The organism is Massilia timonae (assembly GCF_001866515.1).
In the GTDB taxonomy this organism is placed as follows: domain Bacteria; phylum Pseudomonadota; class Gammaproteobacteria; order Burkholderiales; family Burkholderiaceae_D; genus Telluria; species Telluria timonae.
Window position 1 is genome coordinate 2,317,966 of record NZ_JRYB01000001.1, and the last position, 18,265, is coordinate 2,336,230.

The window sequence follows — 18,265 nt, forward strand, 5'->3', positions numbered from 1 at the left end:
GAGGATCGATCGATTCTGGCGGCGGCGCATTCCCGCGTCAATGCGTCATGCATGGCGGTCGAAAAAGAGGGACTGTCGCGGCGGTGGATGCCAGGCTTACAATATCCCGATCTACTTTCAAGGAATCGCAATGCGCCTGTTCCACTCCTTCGTCGCGCTGCTGCTTGGCGCACTGGCCTCCATCGCCAGCGCCGCCCAGCCGGCCACGGTCCGTCTCGACTACACCCACAGCGGCAATGCACTACAAGACGCCTACGCCATCGAGCGCGTGGTGATCGAACCGCTGCCCTGGCCGGGCAGCATGGCGCGCAATCTCGACGACACCAACCGCGGCCAGAACCGGGTCGAGGTGGTCGATGCGAAAACCGGCGACCTGCTGTACTCGCGCGGCTTCTCGACCGTGTTTGGCGAATGGCGCACCACCGAGGAGGCGAACCGCATCAGCCGCTCGTTCCAGGAATCGGTGCGCTTCCCGCAGTTCGCGCAAGCGGTGCGGGTGCGCATCCTCAAGCGCGACGAGCGCAACCAGTTTTCGGTGGCCTGGAGCGTCGACGTCGATCCAAATGCGCAGGACGTCATCCGGCGCCAGCCGCCGGCGCTGGCGACACCGATTGCGATCCACTCCAGCGGACCGTCGGCCGACAAGGTCGACCTCCTGATCCTGGGCGATGGCTATACGCAGAAGGACATGAAGAAGTTCGAGCAGGATGCGCGCCGCCTGACGAAGCACCTGTTTTCGGTGTCGCCGTTCCGTGAACGCGCGAAGGATTTCAATGTCTGGGCGATGGCGGTGCCGACCGAAAAGTCGGGCATCAGCCGGCCGTCGACCGGCGTGCACAATCCGTCCGCCCTGGGCACGCGCTACGACATCTTCGGCAGCGAACGCTATGTGCTCACGCTCGACAACCGCGCGCTGCGCGATATCGCCCAGCATGCGCCGTATGAATTCATCGAGATCCTGGTGAACAACGACACCTATGGTGGAGGCGGCATCTTCGGCCAGTTCAGCACCGCGGCGGCGGGCAATGACTGGGCCGACTACCTGTTCGTGCACGAGTTCGGGCACCACTTCGCCGGCCTGGCCGACGAGTACTACACCTCGCCCGTGGCTTATCAGCCGGCCAGCGGCCGCATGGAGCCGTGGGAGCCGAACGTCACCGCGCTGCGCGACCCCGCCAACCTCAAGTGGAAGCGCCACGTGAAGGACGGCACGCCGCTGCCGACGCCGTGGCCCAAGGCCGAATACGAACAAGAGTCGCGCGCCTACCAGAAGAAGCGCGCCGCGCTGCGCGCCGAGAATCGCCCGGAATCCGAAATGAGCGCGCTGTTCCATGAAGACCTGAAGCGTACCAACGCATTGTTCGCGCAGCAGCCGCACCGGCATACGATCGGCGCCTTTGAAGGCGCCAACTACGAAGCCAGCGGCCACTACCGGCCGGCGATGCAATGCCTGATGTTCGATCGCAGCGACAAGTTCTGCCCGGTGTGCCAGGACGGTATCGGCGACATCATCGATCTCTATGCTGGGCCTGCTCAGCGGTAATCTTTGCTTACAACTCTGACAATTTGACTGTGGGCTGTCTAACAGACCCGGCGCTGCGATAAGCCTATTCTGGAATCACTGAAGAACAACAACGACTGCACAGGCAACCCCGCACTGTGTAGACCACCAGAAAGGAAACACATCATGAACAAACTGCTCGCTACCCTGATCGCCGGCCTGATGGCTACCGCTGCTCACGCACAAACCACCGCGCCAGCCACCACCGCCGCAGACAACCGGATCGTCAAGGCGGAAGCCAATGCCGAGAAAGACGTGATCAAGGCAGAACAGAAGGAAATCAAGACCGCCATCAAGGCGGACGAAAAAGTGAACAAGACCATGGCCAAGGCCGCCGAGACCAAGTCGAAGGCCCACGCCGACCTGGTCGAGTCGCACACCGACGCAGCTGCAAAAGTGGCCAAGGCCGATCCGGAAGACCGCGCCAAGGCGATGGCCAAGGCTGAAGAGAAAGTGGCCGACGCCAATCTGAAAGCCGAGAAGAAAATGATCAAGGCCGACGAAAAAGTGCTGAAGGCACAGGTTGATGCGGCAGCCGACAAGGCGACCGCTGCAGCCAAGACCGATCAGGTGCGTGCAGAAGCACAAGCCGACGTGCACAAGGCTGCTGCCCGCAACTAAGCCCAACGTTCGCTGACACCGCGCCTTCGGGCGCGTCGAGCCCCAAATCCGGATGACGGTTTTGGGGCTTTTTCCGTTGGTGTTGCAATCGCGGCGTTTTGGCGTGAGGCATGCGGCAGCGCAAGTCATCGGTTTCGGAGTGGGTATCCAATCAGGTGTCCGATGCCTCCAGGAACTGCCATGCTTGCAAAGGCCAGCTCACTATTCCAGCACTTTACGCAATCGCGCAGGCTGCTGCGATTGCACACGCCTCTCGGGCCGGATGTGTTGCTGGCCGAATGCGTGCGTGGGGAAGAGGCGCTCGGTGAAAACTATGCGTTCACGATCAGTGCCTTGTCCGAGGAGGCCGGCTTATCGCTGCGGCGATTGCTTGGCCAGCCTGCGCTGCTCGAGCTGGAGACAAGCGGCAGCGGACCCAGGCATTTTCATGGTCACCTGACGTCGGTCGGCATCAATGGCGCGAATGGCGGGATGGCGCGTTACACCCTGGTGCTGCAGCCATGGTGCGCATTCCTCGCACACGGGCGGGATAGCCGGATATTCCAGGACAAGAACGTCTTCGACATTCTCGACGCCGTCTTTCGTGTCTGGCAAGGCCGGGGAACCCTGGCGCCGGCATGGCGCTTCGATATCGTGGACAGGAGCATGTATCCCGTCCACAGCCTGAGCACGCAATATCAGGAAAGCGATTGGGCGTTCGCGCAGCGCCTGATGAGCGAGGAGGGGCTGTTCTATTACTTCGAGCACCAGGGTGACGCGGGCAACCGTGGCCTGGGCAGTCATCAATTGGTGATCGCGGATCACAACGGCGCATTCAGGACGAATACGCAGGCGGAAGTCCGGTTCACCCGGCCCGGCGCGGTCATGCGCGAGGACAGCATGGATCGCTGGCGCCATGAGGCACGCCTGCTCGCCACCGGCGTCGCCATGCAGAGCTGGGACTATCGCTCGGGCGGCAAGCGTCTGGTCTCGTCCGCAGCGATGCAAGCGGGGCCGATCAGCATGGTCAGCAGCGATGCGCCGGGACAGTATGCCTATCCCGATCGCGATCGGGGACAGCGCATTGCCGACAACCAGATGGAAGCGCTGGAAACCCGCAGCGAAAGCTTCGTCGGCGCCGGGACCGTGCGCACGATGGCGCCGGGAACGGTGTTTGCGTTGACCGGTCATGCCTGCCACGACAAGGAAACAGGGCGCGACGCGCGCCGTTTCATCGTGACGCGCGTGCGTCATCTGATGCACAACAACCTGACCGCGCAGATGAAGGCCGGAATAATCCAGGCGCTCGGCAATTCCCGGCTGGCGGAGACCATCGCCGCCGAGCAGAAAGACAGCCTGCACGCGGCCGGACAGCATGCCGGGGAGCGCCCGGTCTACAGGAATCGCGTCGATGCGATCCGGGCGCAGGTGTCCTACCGGACCAGCCGCAGCGACGGGCAGGGGCTGTTGCTGCATCCACGTCCGACGATCCACGGGCAGCAGACCGCCATCGTGGTCGGGCCCCGCGGCAGTGAGATTCATACGGATCGGGATCACCGGGTGAAGATCCAGTTTCATTGGCAGCGAGGCAGGGCGGGTCAGCCGAGTCACAGCCGTCTCGAGCATCCTGCCCCCGATGGCCATGCCGGCGCGCCCGGGGACGATACCGCGGGCACCTGGGTTCGCGTCCTTGCCGGGCTCGCGCCGGTGGCTGGACCCAATTGGGGCGGTCATGCCGTGCCGCGCGTGGGGCAGGAGGTGCTGGTCGATTTCCTGGATGGCGATATCGATCGGCCGGTCATCGTGGGCGCGCTGTACAACGGGCGCGGGGCCGTGGATGCCCAGCACAACCAGGCCATGCACGGGCCGGGTGCATCGACCGGGAATGCGCCGTCCTGGTTCGCTGGCGAGGCAGGCGGGCACGGCCATCCTGCCGTCTTGTCCGGCTTTAAAAGCCAGGCGATGGGGGCGAGCCAGGAGGGACTGGGAGCTTATAGCCAGCTCGTGTTCGACGACAGTGCGTCACAGGCGAGACTGAGCTTGCAGCGGCATGCTGCCGGTCATCGGGACAGCGATGAGCTCAGTCTGGGGCATCTACGGCATCAGACCGATAACCAGCGCCTGCAGACCGTGGGGCTTGGGAGTGAACTGAAAACCGGACACGCGGCGGCATTGCGGGCCGGAGGTGGAATGTTGCTGTCGACGGACCGTTCGCGCATGGCGCAGATGGATTCCAGCGCGGCGCTGGCACAGCTTGGCGAGAGCGAGAGTCTGCAGCGGGTGTTGGCGTCGACTGCGCGGCAGCATCTGGCGATGCTCAAGGGGGCAGGTGAGGGAGCCCAGGCCGGGCAAGACGACTTGCCGGCGATCGCGCAACTTGCGCACACGGCAGAAGTGCTCAACGGCTTGGCCGGCGACGCGTCGGGGCGCGGACAGGCCACGGCGTATCAGGAGCCGCATCTTCAGCTATCCAGTCCAAAGGGGATCGTCGCCGCGACTCCCGCGAATGCGGTGTTTTGCGCAGGGCTCACCTCGAACATCAGCGCTGGGCAGGATATCAATTTTGCCGCGCAGGGCGCGTGGCATCACGTCACGGCGAGCGGGATCAGTCTGTTTACGTATGGGAAGGCGAGCAATGGTAGCAAGCCAAATCAGGAGACTGGGATCAAGTTGCACGCTGCCAGCGGCAAGGTGAGTTGCCAGAGTCAGTCGGATGCGACGCGGATTATGGCGGACAAGGCGATCACCGTTGCGAGTGTCACCAAAACGGTAACGGTGGCGGCGAAGACGCATTTGTTGATGACGGCGCAGGGGGCGATGCTCAAGCTTGAAGGGGGCAACATCATGTTGCATGCGCCTGGGAAGGTCGAATTTAAGGCTGGCAAGAAGGAGTTGGGTGGACCAGTCAGCGTTTCAAATGCGGAGATCGCCAAAAAAATTCATGAACTCAATGTGAAGCGTGATTTAACCATCGAGTATGTGGATGCCGATGGAAATGCACTTACAAATGAGCTCATAAATATGAAATTTCAAGGAAATCAGTCCGAAACTGTTAGCTTGGATGGAAATGGCAAGGCCGTTTTGCGCAATGCGCCACTTGGTCCTTACCGCGCCGCACAACCTGACCGCAGATAGGTGATGCCATGTCTGAAAATTCTGCCCAATCCAAAAAATCGAGCGTGCAGGAATTGTGTATTGATTTGCCTGGAGAGTCCGTGCAATGCTGGCGCTCCGCTGATAATATCAGAGTCATCTTGCGAAAACATCGCGATGTGATTTTCGATCTAAAGCTGGCTGATAGGAATATTTATACAATCGAGGCCACGCATTCAGATTTCTATAATCCTAGGGATAAAAAACTCATATCCGTCAAGTCCCGGGATTCTGTCGCCTTTAAAGATGGTGAGAGAATGCACGTGTGGGTTTCGCGTGAATTCAGTGGGGCATTGCTTTTGAAATGTAGAGGTCAGGTATTGATGAGGTTAGAGCCAAATAGGCTAGATAATCACCAATATGACAAGTCTCCGCATACTAAGCCAGCTCCCATCATTGTGGCGTTTGATTCACAGGGAGCAGTATCGCTTTCATCAAGACATAATCCGCAAAGTTCGACGCCCGCTGTCCCACATGCCGCCGCTGCACCCGTCCATGAGGACATTGCGACCATTTGTGTGCTGGATAAAGCAGTTAACGATATTCCGGAAGAGATATTGGACTATTTCGGAAAGGGAGGCGGCAGCGCCGGCTTGGTTGAAATAGATGTATTTAATATCGCAAATAGAAACTGGTTGTGGGCGCAGGCGGCAGGGGCTGCGGCCTATATTGGAGATAATTGGGATTGGCTGCGAGCGAGTATTGATAGGCGAACTCACGATGGGCTTCGACTCGTTTCTGTCAAGGCGCACCATATTCGCGGGAAAATACGTTTTTATTTTTCTGGTTATAGTAAATATAATTCAGTGTTTGGACCCGGTGGGTTCGGGCCTGGACATGAAAGAATCTTGAATATATTTGGTGGTGCAGGAAAACTATCGACTCAGTTTGTTGCGGCGGGAACGTCGATCATGGGAACCCTAAAGGGAAACGCATTGGTTGCCCTTATATTTGGCTCAGCTATCTCAATTGCTGAATGGAAGGAAGATCTTCGAAAGGATGGCTTTGATCTTGCTGCAGCATTACTGACAAATCTGTTCAAAGTGATGCTTACAGCATTTATCACGTCATTGATTGTTGGTGCTATCGTTGTCTTCGTTTTAGTGGTTCTTAAGGCCGGCCTTTCGGTCCTGGTCATTGGTGGCGCAACGCTCGTCGTCGGCTTCGGTATTGGTTATGGAATTGATTTGTCCGATAAGCTGCTAGCAAAAGCAATTTCAAATAAAGACGATGCAAACAGTATTGCGGAGATAGTTGCTCCCGTGTTAAGGGCGGCAGGCGAAAAGGTGATAAGCCATTGGAACTATTTTGTCTGGAAATTCAAGTCAGATTATAGGGTGGAGGTATTTTGAGAAATCTTGATCAGATCAATCTGGCATTGCTCAGTCCTTCACGCACCGCAGTTTGGACATCCATATTCCCTCTCTTTTCAGGATTGTTTAGCCTGGCACTGGCTGGACAGACCCTGCCAGGTCCTTTATGGGGGAATCCATTTCAGATTGCCGGATTAGTGGTGTTTTCTGCTGCTTGTCTTGGCTTTCTTGTGCCATGGATTTTTAAGTGGGATTGGCAGGCAAAGTTCTTTGGGGTGTCTTTTATTTTTCTTGGAACACTCTCAATGATTTGCATTGTTCCATTTTTGCTTCTCGTTTTTTATGGTGAATTGTGGTGGGTCTTTCGATTTTTGATATTTTTTTTGTATTTTTCAATGCATGTTGTTTGGTGTCGCCGATTTTTTGTATTTTATAGAGGCATAGCTGATTCGAACGAATTGTTTTCGATGCTGTATGTCGAGGACGAAGATGCAGTATATTATTTGCAGGAGGTGGATCGGTATTTAATCGAAAAGGTTTTCAAGTTCAGGCAAATTCCATCGGATTTATTTGTTGCCGTGCCAATGGTGATTGCGTTAAGCACGTGCCTCGCCATTGAATTTGTCAGAGAGGTGGTCGGCTTATCATTCGTTCACATATTTATGGCGATAGCGGGACTCCCGATCAGCCTGATGTGTTTCGGAATCGCTGCCAAGGCCGTATTGGTTTTCTACTATTATCCCATAAAAATACGTTCTCGTACTGGAAAGCGAGTGTACGTAGATATGAATACATTGCCAGATAATCTTGGCGGGACTATGAGGAAATGGAAAGGAGCGAATCTGAGAAAATGAGGAGATATGGAATGCAAAAAAAACGCCGACTGCAAGTCGGCGTTCTCTTTCAAGTCACAGCGGTTGATTGCGAACTTAACCTCCTTCGCTGGCCCGCATCGCCAAATCCTGCGCCTTCAACCTCGCCGACAACGCCTTGCCCTTGCGCGCCCGCTTGCCAAAGTGCGGCTCCAGCCCCGACGCGAACAGTTCGACCGTCCGCGCCTTGTCACCCGACCAGGTGCCAATCACGTTCACACCCTTCTGCGTGATCGGCTGCGCCGCCAGCATCTTCTCTTTCGGCTCCAGCTCCATCAGGATCACACCCCGACCGCCATTGGTCAGCACCTTCATCTCGTCGATGCCGAACACCAGCACGCGGCCCTTCTCCGACAGGCAGGCAACCGCGCCGGCGTTGTCGGTGACGACCCGCGGCGGCAACGGCGCCGCGCCGTCGTTCAGGGTAATGAACGACTTGCCCCCCTTCAGGCGGCTGACCATATCGCCAGCCTTGGTAATGAAACCAAACGCATCCGAGGTCGAGATCAACAGGCGCGTCTCTGGATTGCCCGCGAAGTAGTGCAGGATCCGCACGCCGCCCGACAGATCGACCAGCGTCGTGATCGGCACGCCGTCGCCACGCGAACCAGGCAGCGCATTCACCGGCACCGAATACACCTTGCCGTTGTCGCCGATGCCCAGCAGATGATCGATCGTGCGGCACTCGAAGGCTTTATACAGCGAGTCGCCGGCCTTGAAGGTGAACTGCGCCGGATCGTGGCCGATGCCGGTGCGCGCGCGCACCCAGCCTTTTTCCGACACGATCACGGTCACCGGCTCGTCGATGACCTTCTGCTCGGCCACCGCGCGTTGCGCTTCCTCGATGATGGTGCGGCGGTCGTCGCCGTACAGCTTGGCGTCGGCTTCGATCTCGCGGATGATCAGGCGCTTCATCGACGATGGATTCTCGAGGATGTCCTCGAGCTTCTCCTTCTCGTTGCGCAGTTCGGCCAGCTCCTGCTGGATCTTGATCGCTTCCAGGCGCGCCAGCTGGCGCAGGCGGATCTCGAGGATGTCCTCGGCCTGGCGTTCGCTCAGGCGGAACTCCTCGATCAGCGCCGCCTTCGGCTCATCCGAATTGCGGATGATGGCGATCACCTTGTCGATGTTCAGCAGGACCGTCTCGCGGCCTTCCAGGATGTGGATGCGGTCGTTGACCTTGCCCAGCTTGAACTCGGTACGGCGGCGGACCGTCACGAAGCGATAGTCGATCCATTCCTGCAGGATCGAGCTCAAGCCCTTCTGGCGCGGACGGCCGTCGCCGCCGATCATCACCAGGTTGATCGGCGCCGAGCTTTCGAGCGAGGTGTGCGCGAGCAGCATCAGCATGAACTCGCCCTGGTCGACGTTCTTCGACTTCGGCTCGAACACCAGGCGCACCGGGGCGTCGCGGCCCGATTCGTCGCGCACCGCGTCGAGCGCGCCCAGGATCGTGTTCTTCAGCGCCAGCTGTTCCGGCAGCAGCGCCTTCTTGCCGGCCTTGACCTTCGGATTGGTCAGCTCTTCGATTTCTTCCAGCACGCGCTGCGACGAGCAGCCCGGCGGCAGTTCATGGACCACCGCCTGCCACTGGCCGCGCGCCAGCTCTTCGATCTTCCAGCGCGCGCGCACCTTCATCGAGCCGCGGCCGACCGCGTACATGTCGGCGATCTGCGAGGCGGGGGTGATGATCTGGCCGCCGCCCGGGAAGTCCGGACCGGGGATGTAGGTCATCAGCTCGGCGTGGGTGATCTTGGGGTTGCGGATCATCGCCACCGCCGCCGCCGCGACCTCGCGCAGATTGTGCGACGGGATCTCGGTGGCCAGGCCGACCGCGATGCCCGAGGCGCCGTTGAGCAGCACCATCGGCAGGCGGGCCGGCAGCGTACGTGGTTCGGTGGTCGAGCCGTCGTAGTTGGGTTGAGAGTCGACCGTGCCCATGTCGATCTCGTCCATCAGCAGGCGCGAGATCGGGGTCAGGCGGGCTTCGGTATATCGCATCGCCGCGGCGCCGTCGCCGTCGCGCGAGCCGAAGTTGCCCTGGCCGTCGATCAGCGGGTAGCGCAGCGAAAAGTCCTGCGCCATGCGCACCAGCGCGTCGTACACCGACTGGTCGCCGTGCGGGTGCAGTTTACCGAGCACGTCGCCGACCACGGCGGCCGACTTGCGCGGCTTGGCGGTCGGGCCCAGGCCCAGTTCGTTCATCGCATACAGGATGCGGCGCTGGACCGGCTTCTGGCCGTCCGACACGTCCGGCAGCGCGCGGCCCTTGACCACCGAGACGGCGTAGTCGAGGTAGGCGCGCTCGGCGAAGGTGGACAGGGTGAGCGTCTCGACGTCCGAGGGCTCGTGTTGTTGCTCAAAAAGGCTTGCTTGATTCGTCATGATGTCTGTTCGGTTGCTCGCGAGTTGCCGCGGATTAGATATCCGCCTCGGTCTCGTTCCCGTGTTCCTCGATCCACGCGCGACGCGCGGCGGCTTCGCCTTTGCCCATCAGCATATTGAAGCGCGATGCCGACTCGGCCACGTCGTACTGGCCGAACGATACCGGCAGCAGGCGGCGCGTGTCCGGGTTCATGGTGGTTTCCCACAGCTGCTCGGCGTTCATCTCGCCCAGGCCCTTGAAGCGCGAGATGCTCCACACGCCTTCCTTCAGGCCTTCTTTTTTCAGCTTGTCCTCGATCGCCAGCAGCTCGCCATCGTCCAGCGCGTACAGTTTCTGGATCGGCTTCTTGCCGCGCGCCGGCACGTCGACGCGGTACAGCGGCGGACGCGCGATGCAGATGTTCCCGTTGCGGAACAGGGCCGGGAAGTGCTTGAAGAACAGCGTCAGCAGCAGCACCTGGATGTGCGAACCGTCGACGTCCGCATCCGACAGGATGCAGATCTTTCCGTAGCGCAGGCTGGTCAAGTCGGGCGAATCGTTCGGTCCATGCGGATCGACGCCGATCGCCACCGAGATATCGTGGATCTCGTTGTTGGCGAACAGGCGGTCGCGGTCGGTTTCCCACGAGTTGAGCACCTTGCCACGCAGCGGCAGGATGGCCTGGAATTCCTTGTCGCGGCCCATCTTGGCCGAGCCGCCGGCCGAGTCGCCCTCGACCAGGAACAGCTCGTTGCGCGTGATGTCGGTCGATTCGCAATCGGTCAGCTTGCCCGGCAACACCGCCACGCCGGACGATTTCTTCTTCTCGACCTTTTGCAGCGAACGCAGGCGCGACTGGGCCTGCTTGATGACGAGTTCGGCCAGCTTCTTGCCGTATTCGACGTGCTGGTTCAGCCACAGCTCGAGCGGCGGCTTCGTAAACGTCGACACCAGCTTGAGCGCGTCGCGCGAATTCAGGCGTTCCTTGGTCTGGCCCTGGAATTGCGGGTCCAGCACCTTGGCCGACAGCACGAACGAGACGCGCGCGAACACGTCTTCGGGCAGCAGCTTGACGCCCTTCGGCAGCAGGCCGTGCAGCTCGACGAAGTTCTTCACCGCGCCGAACAGGCCGTCGCGCAGGCCGGCTTCGTGGGTGCCGCCGCTCACGGTCGGAATCAGGTTGACATAGGACTCGCGCACCACGCCGCCTTCTTCGGTCCAGGCCACGACCCAGTCGGCGCCTTCGCCTTCGGCGAAGCTGTCGTCGCCTGCGGCGGCAAACTGCGCGCCTTCGAACAGCGGGATCAAGGTCTCGCCGTTGGAACTTTGCGCCAGCGCCTCGTTCAGGTAGCCGCGCAGGCCTTCGTCGTAGCGCCAGGTCTGGACGTCGCCGGACTTGCCGTTGGTGAGCGTGACCGTCACGCCCGGCAGCAGCACCGCCTTCGAGCGCAGCAGGCGCTGCAGGTCGCCCAGCGGGATGTTCGGGGAATCGAAATACTTGCCGTCCGGCCAGGCGGTGACGCGGGTGCCGTTCTTCTTGCCGCCACGTTCGGCAGGGCTGGACGTGAGCGGCTCGATTACCTCGCCGTCGGCGAACACCAGCTTGTGCTGGCCGTTGCCCTGGTCGTCCTTGCGCCACACCTCGATCTCGAGGCGCTTCGACAGCGCATTGGTGACCGAGACGCCGACCCCGTGCAGGCCGCCCGAGAAGGCGTAGGCGCCGCCCGAGCCCTTGTCGAACTTGCCGCCGGCGTGCAGGCGGGTGAACACGATCTCGACCGTGGACACGCCTTCTTCCGGGTGGATGCCGACCGGGATGCCGCGGCCGTCGTCCTCGACCGTGATCGAACCGTCCGGGTTCAGGGTCACGCCGATGTTCTTGCAGTGACCGCCCAGCGCTTCGTCGGAGGCGTTGTCGATCACTTCCTGGATGATGTGGAGCGGGTTCTCCGTCCGGGTGTACATGCCCGGGCGCTGTTTGACAGGTTCGAGTCCCTTGAGGACGCGGATGGATGATTCGCTATAGTCTGGAGCGGGTTTCTTGGAGGCCATCTTGAAGATTGTTTGTCGAATGCTCCGGCATTCTAACTTGTCGGGAGGAAAAGGTTAGGCTTTTTTACTGTTTAAATATACAGTAGTTTGCGCTGTGACGTGCTTTTCGCTTTGCACGTTTGTGCTAGATTAAGCCGGATAACCACGGCAATGCCAGGGAGGGGCGTTACCGATGCACTTGTCCAGCTATCCGTTTTCCGTACGCCTGATCGGGTTTACCCCGGGCGAAAGCGCGCGGCTCGAAGTCCTGCTGGCGCGGGCGCCGGGCGTGGGGCCGTCGTATTCTTGCCTGCACGACGACAGTTTGCAAGAGCCGGACCTGTATATCGCCAACGGCGACAGCCCGACCGCGCTGACCCGGCTCGGCTGTCTGCCGCCGGGATCGCTGCAGCCCGCGCTCGTCATCGGTAACCCCGGCAACCCCGAGGCCGGCCCTTGGCGCACCCTGGCGCGGCCGGTCGATCCCCTGCAACTGCATGAAGCCCTGGCCGAACTGCTCGATACCCGGGTCCAGGCGCTGGTGCAGCAGAGCACCCGCACGGTCCGGCGCGTGCTGGCCGAGCGCCGCCGCCGCCCGCGCCTGGCGCCGGATTGCGAAACGCCGGCATTCTACACGCGCCTGCGCCGTGGTCCCGTAGATGGGGCCGTTCTGATCGTCGACAAGGAGTGCAAGCTGCGTAACCAGGTGGCGCGCGTGCTCGGCCCGCGCCGGGTGCCGGTGGAATGGACCGACAGCCTGTGCGCGGCGGTGCGCCTGTGCGACGAAACGCCGGTAGCGCTGGTGCTGATCAACACGGCGGCGGCCGGCATCGAACCGTATGAGGTGTGCAGCTCGATCAAGTCGCAGGATGGCGCGCAGCGCACGCCGGTGGTGTTCCTGGTCGAGCAATCGTTTCACTACGACAGCGTGCGTGCGCGCCGCGCCGGGGCGCGCGGCCTGCTCACGACGCCGGTCGCCGGCCGCCACTGGATGCTGACCTTCCAGAAGCTGCTCGACCTGCCGGTGTAGGCGGAACGCGACGTTTTGTAACAACTTTATATTGTGCGCAGCGGTGGCGAAGTTATATTAATAGCCATGGCTGAAGATGATCAAATCAAGCGCAACGATGATCCCGCGGCGGACGTGGACGAGCGCCGCGAGACCCGCGTGCGCGTGCCCGAACGCCGCGCCAGCGGCGGCCAGTCGCGCGGGCCCGCCCGCTACCTGCGCGATGGCGATAATGCCGTCGCCCTGGCCGGCCGGGTCATCACCTCGCGTTTTCGCTCGCTGCGCGAACGCTTCAACCGCGATTTCATGCAGCGCACGCTGCACATCGGCGTCTCGGCCCGCATCTTTCACCCGGCCGCCGGCGCCAAGGGGCTGCTCAGCAAGAACCTGCAGTATCTCGAGGAATCGATTGCCCAGTGGGTGATGTCGCGCGACGTGCTGGTGTTCATGATCCCCACCGTGAATACCAACGGCCTGCTGCACCCCAGTAATATCACCTTGCGCCACTATGCGCGCCACCTCGACGGCCTCGTGCTGCAGGGCGGGGCCGACGTGGCGCCGCAAACCTATTCCGAAACCCCCACCCGTCCCGAATGGAGCGGCGACCGCGCGCGCGACGTCTATGAACTCGAACTGCTGCACGAATTCGTCGACGCCGGCAAACCGGTGCTGGGCGTGTGCCGCGGCTGCCAGCTGATCAATGTCGCCTTCGGCGGCACCTTGCACCAGGACGTCGCCACCGACATGCCCGAAGCCCTGGCTCACGTGCACGACATCTATGACGCGCACCGCCACGCCATCGTCTTCCCCAAGGGCTCGTCGCTGGGCCGCATGTTCCCCAAGGTCGAGCGGGCGGTAGTGAACTCGATCCACCACCAGGCGGTCAAGGATCTCGGGCGCGACATCCGCATCGAGGCCATGTCCGAGCCGGACGGCGTCATCGAGGCGATCCGCTACCAGCGCGCCAACTTCGTCATGGGCCTGCAGTGGCACCCCGAATTCCACCGCGCCGGCGGCGTCGACCTGCTCGATTGCACGCCGGTGCTCGACGAATTCCTGCGCGCGGCGCGCGAAACCCGGCTGTAATTTCCGCTCTCAATTGCTGTCAGGAATCACTCGTCGCCAGACCTCATCCGGACTGCGATTCGATTGCCGAAAACGCTTGCTTTCGCCGCGCGAGGCGTGAATAATGAAATGAGAATCATTCGCATCTTGTGCGAATCTCGACTCTTCACGTCCGATCGTTGCCGACCGCAACCGCTTTTTTGGGAGACGCTTGCATGACCATTTCCACCCCCCGCACGACGCCGTCGGAACCGCGCAGCCAGGACGCATTGCTGGTCGCGTCGCTTCTGCACCTGATGTCCAACTACACGACCCGTGGCGATGGCGAGCAGCCGTGCGTCAAGCTGGCGTCGGTGATCGAGCGCCACCTGTGCGCGCTGTCGCGCCTGCCGAACATCGATCCGGTGCTGCGCGCTACCTGCGAACAGCTGGCCGACCAGTGGGCGGTGGTGGTCGACGCCAAGCTGCCGCCGCCGGCGCCTGTGCGCCAGCCCTTGCTGGCGCGCTTCATGAAAGGCGGCTGGACCGGCAAGGCCGCGCCGCTCGCCGGTTGATGCCGCGCGCTAGCTCGCGCGGCCGCCGCGGAAGTGCTGGATCGCAGCATTGACCATGCCCTCGACGCTGCCTTCGCGCTCCACATGGCGGCGCAGGATGGTCGCGTCGCTGCCGTCGTGCACCGCCGCCGCCAGGTGCTTCAAGGCGTCCACGCTGCCCAGCGCCTCGGCATGCGGCAGCATGGTTTCGAGCGTGGCCAGGATGTCGTCGCGCATCGGCACGTTGTCGTAGGTCTTCGGATGCGTGATGCTGCCGTCCAGGCCGAAGCGGCAGGCCTGGAAGCGGTTGTAGTTGTAGACCAGATAATCGTCTTCTACCGGGGCCTCTTCCTTCCGTTCCAGCAGATGCCGGCACAGCGCCTGCAGGTAGCCGGCCAGCGCCGCCGCCCGCTCCACCGTGAGCGGCGTGTCGCACACGCGCAGTTCGATGGTGCCGTACTCCGGCTTGGGCCGCAGGTCCCAATAAAAGTCCTTCATGCTCTTGATGATGTTGGTGCGTTCCATCTTGGCGAAGTAGACGTCGGTGAACTCTTGCCAGCTGAGCGTGAACGGCGCGCGGCCGCTCATCGGGAAGGCGAACACGGAATTCAGGCGCGCCGATTCGAACAGGCTGTCGTGGCCCTGCACATAGGGCGACGATGCCGACAGCGCGATGAAGTGCGGCAGGTAGCGGTTCAATGCATGCAGCAGATACAGCGCGTCGTCGCCGTTGGCGCAACCGATGTGCACGTGCTGGCCGAACACGGTGAACTGCTTGGCCAGGTAGCCGTACAGCTGCGACAGGTATTCGTAGCGCGGCTTGGCCGAGATGCGCTGGTCGGACCAGTGCTGGAACGGGTGCGTGCCGCCGCCGGCGATGCCGATATTGAGCACGTCGCTGGCCGCCACCAGGGTGTCGCGGATCTCGGTGAGTTCCGCCAGCAGCGGCGCGTAGGCCGTGTGCACGCTCGAGTTAATCTCGATCATGCTCTCGGTGATCTCGGGCGTGACGTTGCCCGGGAACGGCTTGCGCTTCAATAAGTGCATCAGGTCGGGGCTGGCCGCGGTCAGGTTGAAATCCGACAGGCTGACCAGTTGCAGCTCCAGCTCGACCCCGAAGGTGAGCGGCTGCGAAGGGTTGAAGGCTTCAAGCGACATGGGTCGACTCCGGTGCTTCGCGCGCCCAGATCAGCGCGCGCTGGATGATGATCGGGCCGAAGACTTCGAGCAGCATCGTCACGGCGGCCATCGCATACAGTTCTTCGACCACTTTCAGGCCGGCATAGCGCGCGTGCTCGAGCAGCAGGATCACGAACACGGCCAGCGGCGCCAGCCCGAGGCCGGTGAGCGCCCCCTTGCGCCAGGTGACGCCCGACAGGTGGGCGAACGCCGTCACCCCGGCCACCTTGGCGAACATGCGCGCCACCACCACGCTGATGGCGAGCAGCGCGCCGGCGGCGACCAGGCGCCAGTCGAGGGTCGAGGCGGCGTACACGAACAGCAGCACGGTCAGCACCTCGCCCAGCGCGCCGAAGTTGCGCTGGGTCTGGGTAAAGGCGACGCGCCGGTAGCGCACCGTCAGGCCGAAGGCGAGCGCCGCCACCACCGGCGTCAGGCCGGCGCTGTCGCACACGGCCACCAGCAGGATGATCGCGAGGGCGAAGGCGACGGTGGTGTCTTGCTGCGGATTGCCGATCGCGCGCAGCAGGGCCGGCACCACCACGCCGAAGATGGCGCCGATCAGGATCGAGCCGGCCAGCATCACCAGGCTTTGCCACAGCGCTTCGCCGACGGCGTCGTAGGTGCGGAACAGCCAGATGCCGATGATGGCGTTGAAGGCGAACACCGACAGCACGCAGTTCAGGGCCGACAGGTGCAGCACCCGCTCCGTCATCTGGCCCGAGCTTTTCTGTTCGTTGACGACCCGCACCACGGTGGCGGGCGAGGTCGCCATCGACAGCGCCGCCATCAGCAGGGCGGTCAGGCGACCGACCCCGAAGGCGCTGGCGACGACATACACGAGGATGAAGGTCAGCGCCGCCTCGACCAGGCCGGCCACGCCGATCCAGGGATTGTTGACCAGCCAGCGCAGGTTGATGCGGTTGCCCAGTTCGAACAGGATCAGGCCGAAGGCGACGTTGGCCAGCAGCGAGACCGGCCCCATGTCGGGGGCGGGCAAGGCGCCGATCTGGGTGCTGCCGAGGGCGAAGCCGACCAGGCCATAGAAGCTGATGCGCGGCAGGCCGGTCCAGCGCTGCCCAAATTCGCCGGCCAGCCAGGCGAGCGCGATCGCCAGCGGCCACGCGAGACTCGTCAACAAGGACAGCAGGTCTGGCATTCGTTTTCCCCTCTAGTCTTTTATATGGTGCGCGCTTGCCGCCGACGTCCGCGGATTCTACAAGCGGACGAGGCACGCACGATTGTCCTGGCTCGCCCGTCCACGCGCCTTGTGTCGAGACACGGCGAGCGGCGGGCGAGTGGCTCGATCATAGCGATTCCAGCAAGGCCGTCCGTGTCCGCACTAACACAGTGCGTAAAGACATTATTTGTCTAGGGGAATTACTTACTGAGCAGGCGCATTGCCCGTTCCAGGCCGTCCAGCGTGATCGGGAACATGCGGTTGTTCATGATCTGGCGGATCAGCGCGATCGACTGCCGATACTGCCACAGGTGTTCTGGCTCCGGATTGAGCCAGGCGAACTTGGGAAAGGTCGACACGAAGCGCGCCAGCCAGGCCGCGCCCGGCTCTTCGTTGTTGTACTCGACCGAGCCGCCCGGCGCCATCACCTCGTACGGGCTCATGGTGGCGTCGCCGACGAAGATCAGGCGGGTGTCGGGCGGATACTTGCGCAGCACGTCCCAGGTGTCGAAACGCTCGCTGTGGCGACGGCGGTTGTTCTTCCACAGGTAATCGTAGACGCAGTTGTGGAAGTAGTAGAACTCCATGTTCTTGAACTCGCTGCTGGCGGCCGAGAACAGTTCTTCGGTGCGCTCGATGTGGTCGTCCATCGAGCCGCCCACGTCGAGCAGCATCACCACCTTGATCCGGTTCTTGCGCTCGGGCCGCATGCGGATGTCGAGCCAGCCGGCATTGCTGGCGGTGGCGCGGATGGTGTCGTCCAGCGCCAGCTCGTCCGCCGCGCCCTGGCGCGCGAAGCGGCGCAGGCGGCGCAGCGCGACTTTCAGGTTGCGCGTGCCCAGTTCGCGCTCGTCGTCGTAGTCGCGGAAGGTGCGCTGCTCCCATACCTTGACCGCGCTGCGGTTGCGGCCCGTGCCGCCAATGCGGATGCCTTCCGGATTGGTGCCGCCGTGCCCGAAGGGCGAGGTGCCGCCGGTGCCGATCCACTTGCTGCCGCCGGCATGGCGTTCCTTCTGCTCTTTCAGCAGCTCTTGCAGGCGCTGCTGCAATTTGTCGTAACCGAATTTTTCCAGCTGCGCCTTCTGTTCCAGCGTCAGTTCGCGCTCGAAGCGCTTGATCAGCCACTCCAGCGGAATCTCTGCCTTCTCGTCGAACACCGCATCCACGCCCCTGAACCAGGCGCCGAACACGCGATCGAACTTGTCGAAGTGGGCTTCGTCCTTCACCAGCGTCAGGCGCGCGAGGTAATAGAACTCGTCGAGCGAGGGCAGGATCACCTGGCGCTGCAGGGCTTCGAGCAGGGTCAGGAATTCGCGGATCGAGACCGGGACCTTGGCCTCGCGCAGGGCGCGGAAGAAGTCGATCAGCATCGCTTGACCTTGGGGGCGATGGGCGAGACGGCGA

13 protein-coding genes are annotated in these 18,265 nt (G+C 62.0%); 8 read left to right on the plus strand and 5 right to left on the minus strand.

All coding sequences use genetic code 11. The features are described from left to right. Nucleotides 1-130: 130 nt before the first annotated feature. The 5 genes from LO55_RS10025 (at nucleotide 131) to LO55_RS26305 (ending at nucleotide 7,481) form a co-directional block, all read left to right on the plus strand. Complete coding sequence (locus tag LO55_RS10025) at nucleotides 131-1,543, plus strand: IgA Peptidase M64 (protein ID WP_071361349.1); 1,413 nt, start codon at nucleotides 131-133, stop codon at nucleotides 1,541-1,543. Between the two features lie 144 nt (nucleotides 1,544-1,687). Continuing rightward, the gene (locus LO55_RS10030; protein ID WP_005665197.1) at nucleotides 1,688-2,182 is read left to right on the plus strand and encodes a hypothetical protein; all 495 of its coding nucleotides are present in this window, start codon (nucleotides 1,688-1,690) and stop codon (nucleotides 2,180-2,182) included. A gap of 180 nt (nucleotides 2,183-2,362) precedes the next feature. After that, on the plus strand, nucleotides 2,363-5,296 hold the full coding sequence (locus LO55_RS10035) for a type VI secretion system Vgr family protein (protein ID WP_071361350.1): 2,934 nt from the start codon (nucleotides 2,363-2,365) through the stop codon (nucleotides 5,294-5,296). Nucleotides 5,297-5,304: 8 nt separating this feature from the next. Continuing rightward, entirely contained in the window at nucleotides 5,305-6,666 is a 1,362-nt protein-coding gene (locus tag LO55_RS26300; RefSeq protein ID WP_143054493.1) for a hypothetical protein, read from the plus strand. Next, complete coding sequence (locus LO55_RS26305) at nucleotides 6,663-7,481, plus strand: hypothetical protein (RefSeq protein ID WP_143054494.1); 819 nt, start codon at nucleotides 6,663-6,665, stop codon at nucleotides 7,479-7,481. The genes LO55_RS26300 and LO55_RS26305 overlap by 4 nt, the downstream gene beginning before the upstream one ends. A gap of 75 nt (nucleotides 7,482-7,556) precedes the next feature. Here LO55_RS26305 and parC read toward each other — a convergent pair whose 3' ends face one another. After that, a complete protein-coding gene (gene parC, locus LO55_RS10045) occupies nucleotides 7,557-9,884 on the minus strand; it encodes a DNA topoisomerase IV subunit A (protein WP_071361352.1) in 2,328 nt (775 codons plus the stop codon). 34 nt (nucleotides 9,885-9,918) lie between these two features. Next, a complete protein-coding gene (locus LO55_RS10050; protein WP_071361353.1) occupies nucleotides 9,919-11,916 on the minus strand; it encodes a DNA topoisomerase IV subunit B in 1,998 nt (665 codons plus the stop codon). A gap of 172 nt (nucleotides 11,917-12,088) precedes the next feature. Between LO55_RS10050 and LO55_RS10055 the strand changes: the two genes are divergently transcribed. The 3 genes from LO55_RS10055 (at nucleotide 12,089) to LO55_RS10065 (ending at nucleotide 14,523) form a co-directional block, all read left to right on the plus strand. Continuing rightward, nucleotides 12,089-12,925, plus strand: a complete 837-nt coding sequence (locus tag LO55_RS10055) for a response regulator (protein WP_071361354.1) — start codon at nucleotides 12,089-12,091, stop codon at nucleotides 12,923-12,925. 66 nt (nucleotides 12,926-12,991) lie between these two features. After that, nucleotides 12,992-13,990 carry a gamma-glutamyl-gamma-aminobutyrate hydrolase family protein gene (locus LO55_RS10060; RefSeq protein WP_143054495.1) on the plus strand — a complete coding sequence of 333 codons (999 nt, stop codon included), beginning with the start codon at nucleotides 12,992-12,994 and terminating at the stop codon, nucleotides 13,988-13,990. A gap of 194 nt (nucleotides 13,991-14,184) precedes the next feature. Beyond that, nucleotides 14,185-14,523: a hypothetical protein gene (locus tag LO55_RS10065; RefSeq protein ID WP_071361355.1), complete on the plus strand. Its 339-nt coding sequence runs from the start codon at nucleotides 14,185-14,187 to the stop codon at nucleotides 14,521-14,523. Between the two features lie 9 nt (nucleotides 14,524-14,532). Here LO55_RS10065 and LO55_RS10070 read toward each other — a convergent pair whose 3' ends face one another. From LO55_RS10070 to LO55_RS10080, 3 genes are all read right to left on the minus strand, one after another. Next, nucleotides 14,533-15,660, minus strand: coding sequence for a YbdK family carboxylate-amine ligase (locus tag LO55_RS10070; RefSeq protein WP_071361356.1), 1,128 nt, complete (start codon nucleotides 15,658-15,660; stop codon nucleotides 14,533-14,535). Beyond that, nucleotides 15,650-16,840, minus strand: a complete 1,191-nt coding sequence (locus LO55_RS10075) for a cation:proton antiporter (protein ID WP_005665216.1) — start codon at nucleotides 16,838-16,840, stop codon at nucleotides 15,650-15,652. Before LO55_RS10075 ends, LO55_RS10070 begins: the two co-directional genes overlap by 11 nt. A 221-nt stretch (nucleotides 16,841-17,061) precedes the next feature. Beyond that, on the minus strand, nucleotides 17,062-18,231 hold the full coding sequence (locus tag LO55_RS10080) for a vWA domain-containing protein (protein ID WP_071361357.1): 1,170 nt from the start codon (nucleotides 18,229-18,231) through the stop codon (nucleotides 17,062-17,064). Between the last annotated feature and the right edge of the window lie 34 nt (nucleotides 18,232-18,265).

Bases quoted from the DNA above. Each gene is read 5' to 3' on its own strand.
- LO55_RS10025 (WP_071361349.1), top strand. From the start codon at position 131: ATGCGCCTGTTCCACTCCTTCGTCGCGCTGCTGCTTGGCGCACTGGCC.
- LO55_RS10030 (WP_005665197.1), top strand. From the start codon at position 1,688: ATGAACAAACTGCTCGCTACCCTGATCGCCGGCCTGATGGCTACCGCT.
- LO55_RS10035 (WP_071361350.1), top strand. From the start codon at position 2,363: ATGCTTGCAAAGGCCAGCTCACTATTCCAGCACTTTACGCAATCGCGC.
- LO55_RS26300 (WP_143054493.1), top strand. From the start codon at position 5,305: ATGTCTGAAAATTCTGCCCAATCCAAAAAATCGAGCGTGCAGGAATTG.
- parC (WP_071361352.1), bottom strand. From the start codon at position 9,884: ATGACGAATCAAGCAAGCCTTTTTGAGCAACAACACGAGCCCTCGGAC.
- LO55_RS10050 (WP_071361353.1), bottom strand. From the start codon at position 11,916: ATGGCCTCCAAGAAACCCGCTCCAGACTATAGCGAATCATCCATCCGC.
- LO55_RS10055 (WP_071361354.1), top strand. From the start codon at position 12,089: ATGCACTTGTCCAGCTATCCGTTTTCCGTACGCCTGATCGGGTTTACC.
- LO55_RS10060 (WP_143054495.1), top strand. From the start codon at position 12,992: ATGGCTGAAGATGATCAAATCAAGCGCAACGATGATCCCGCGGCGGAC.
- LO55_RS10065 (WP_071361355.1), top strand. From the start codon at position 14,185: ATGACCATTTCCACCCCCCGCACGACGCCGTCGGAACCGCGCAGCCAG.
- LO55_RS10070 (WP_071361356.1), bottom strand. From the start codon at position 15,660: ATGTCGCTTGAAGCCTTCAACCCTTCGCAGCCGCTCACCTTCGGGGTC.
- LO55_RS10075 (WP_005665216.1), bottom strand. From the start codon at position 16,840: ATGCCAGACCTGCTGTCCTTGTTGACGAGTCTCGCGTGGCCGCTGGCG.
- LO55_RS10080 (WP_071361357.1), bottom strand. From the start codon at position 18,231: ATGCTGATCGACTTCTTCCGCGCCCTGCGCGAGGCCAAGGTCCCGGTC.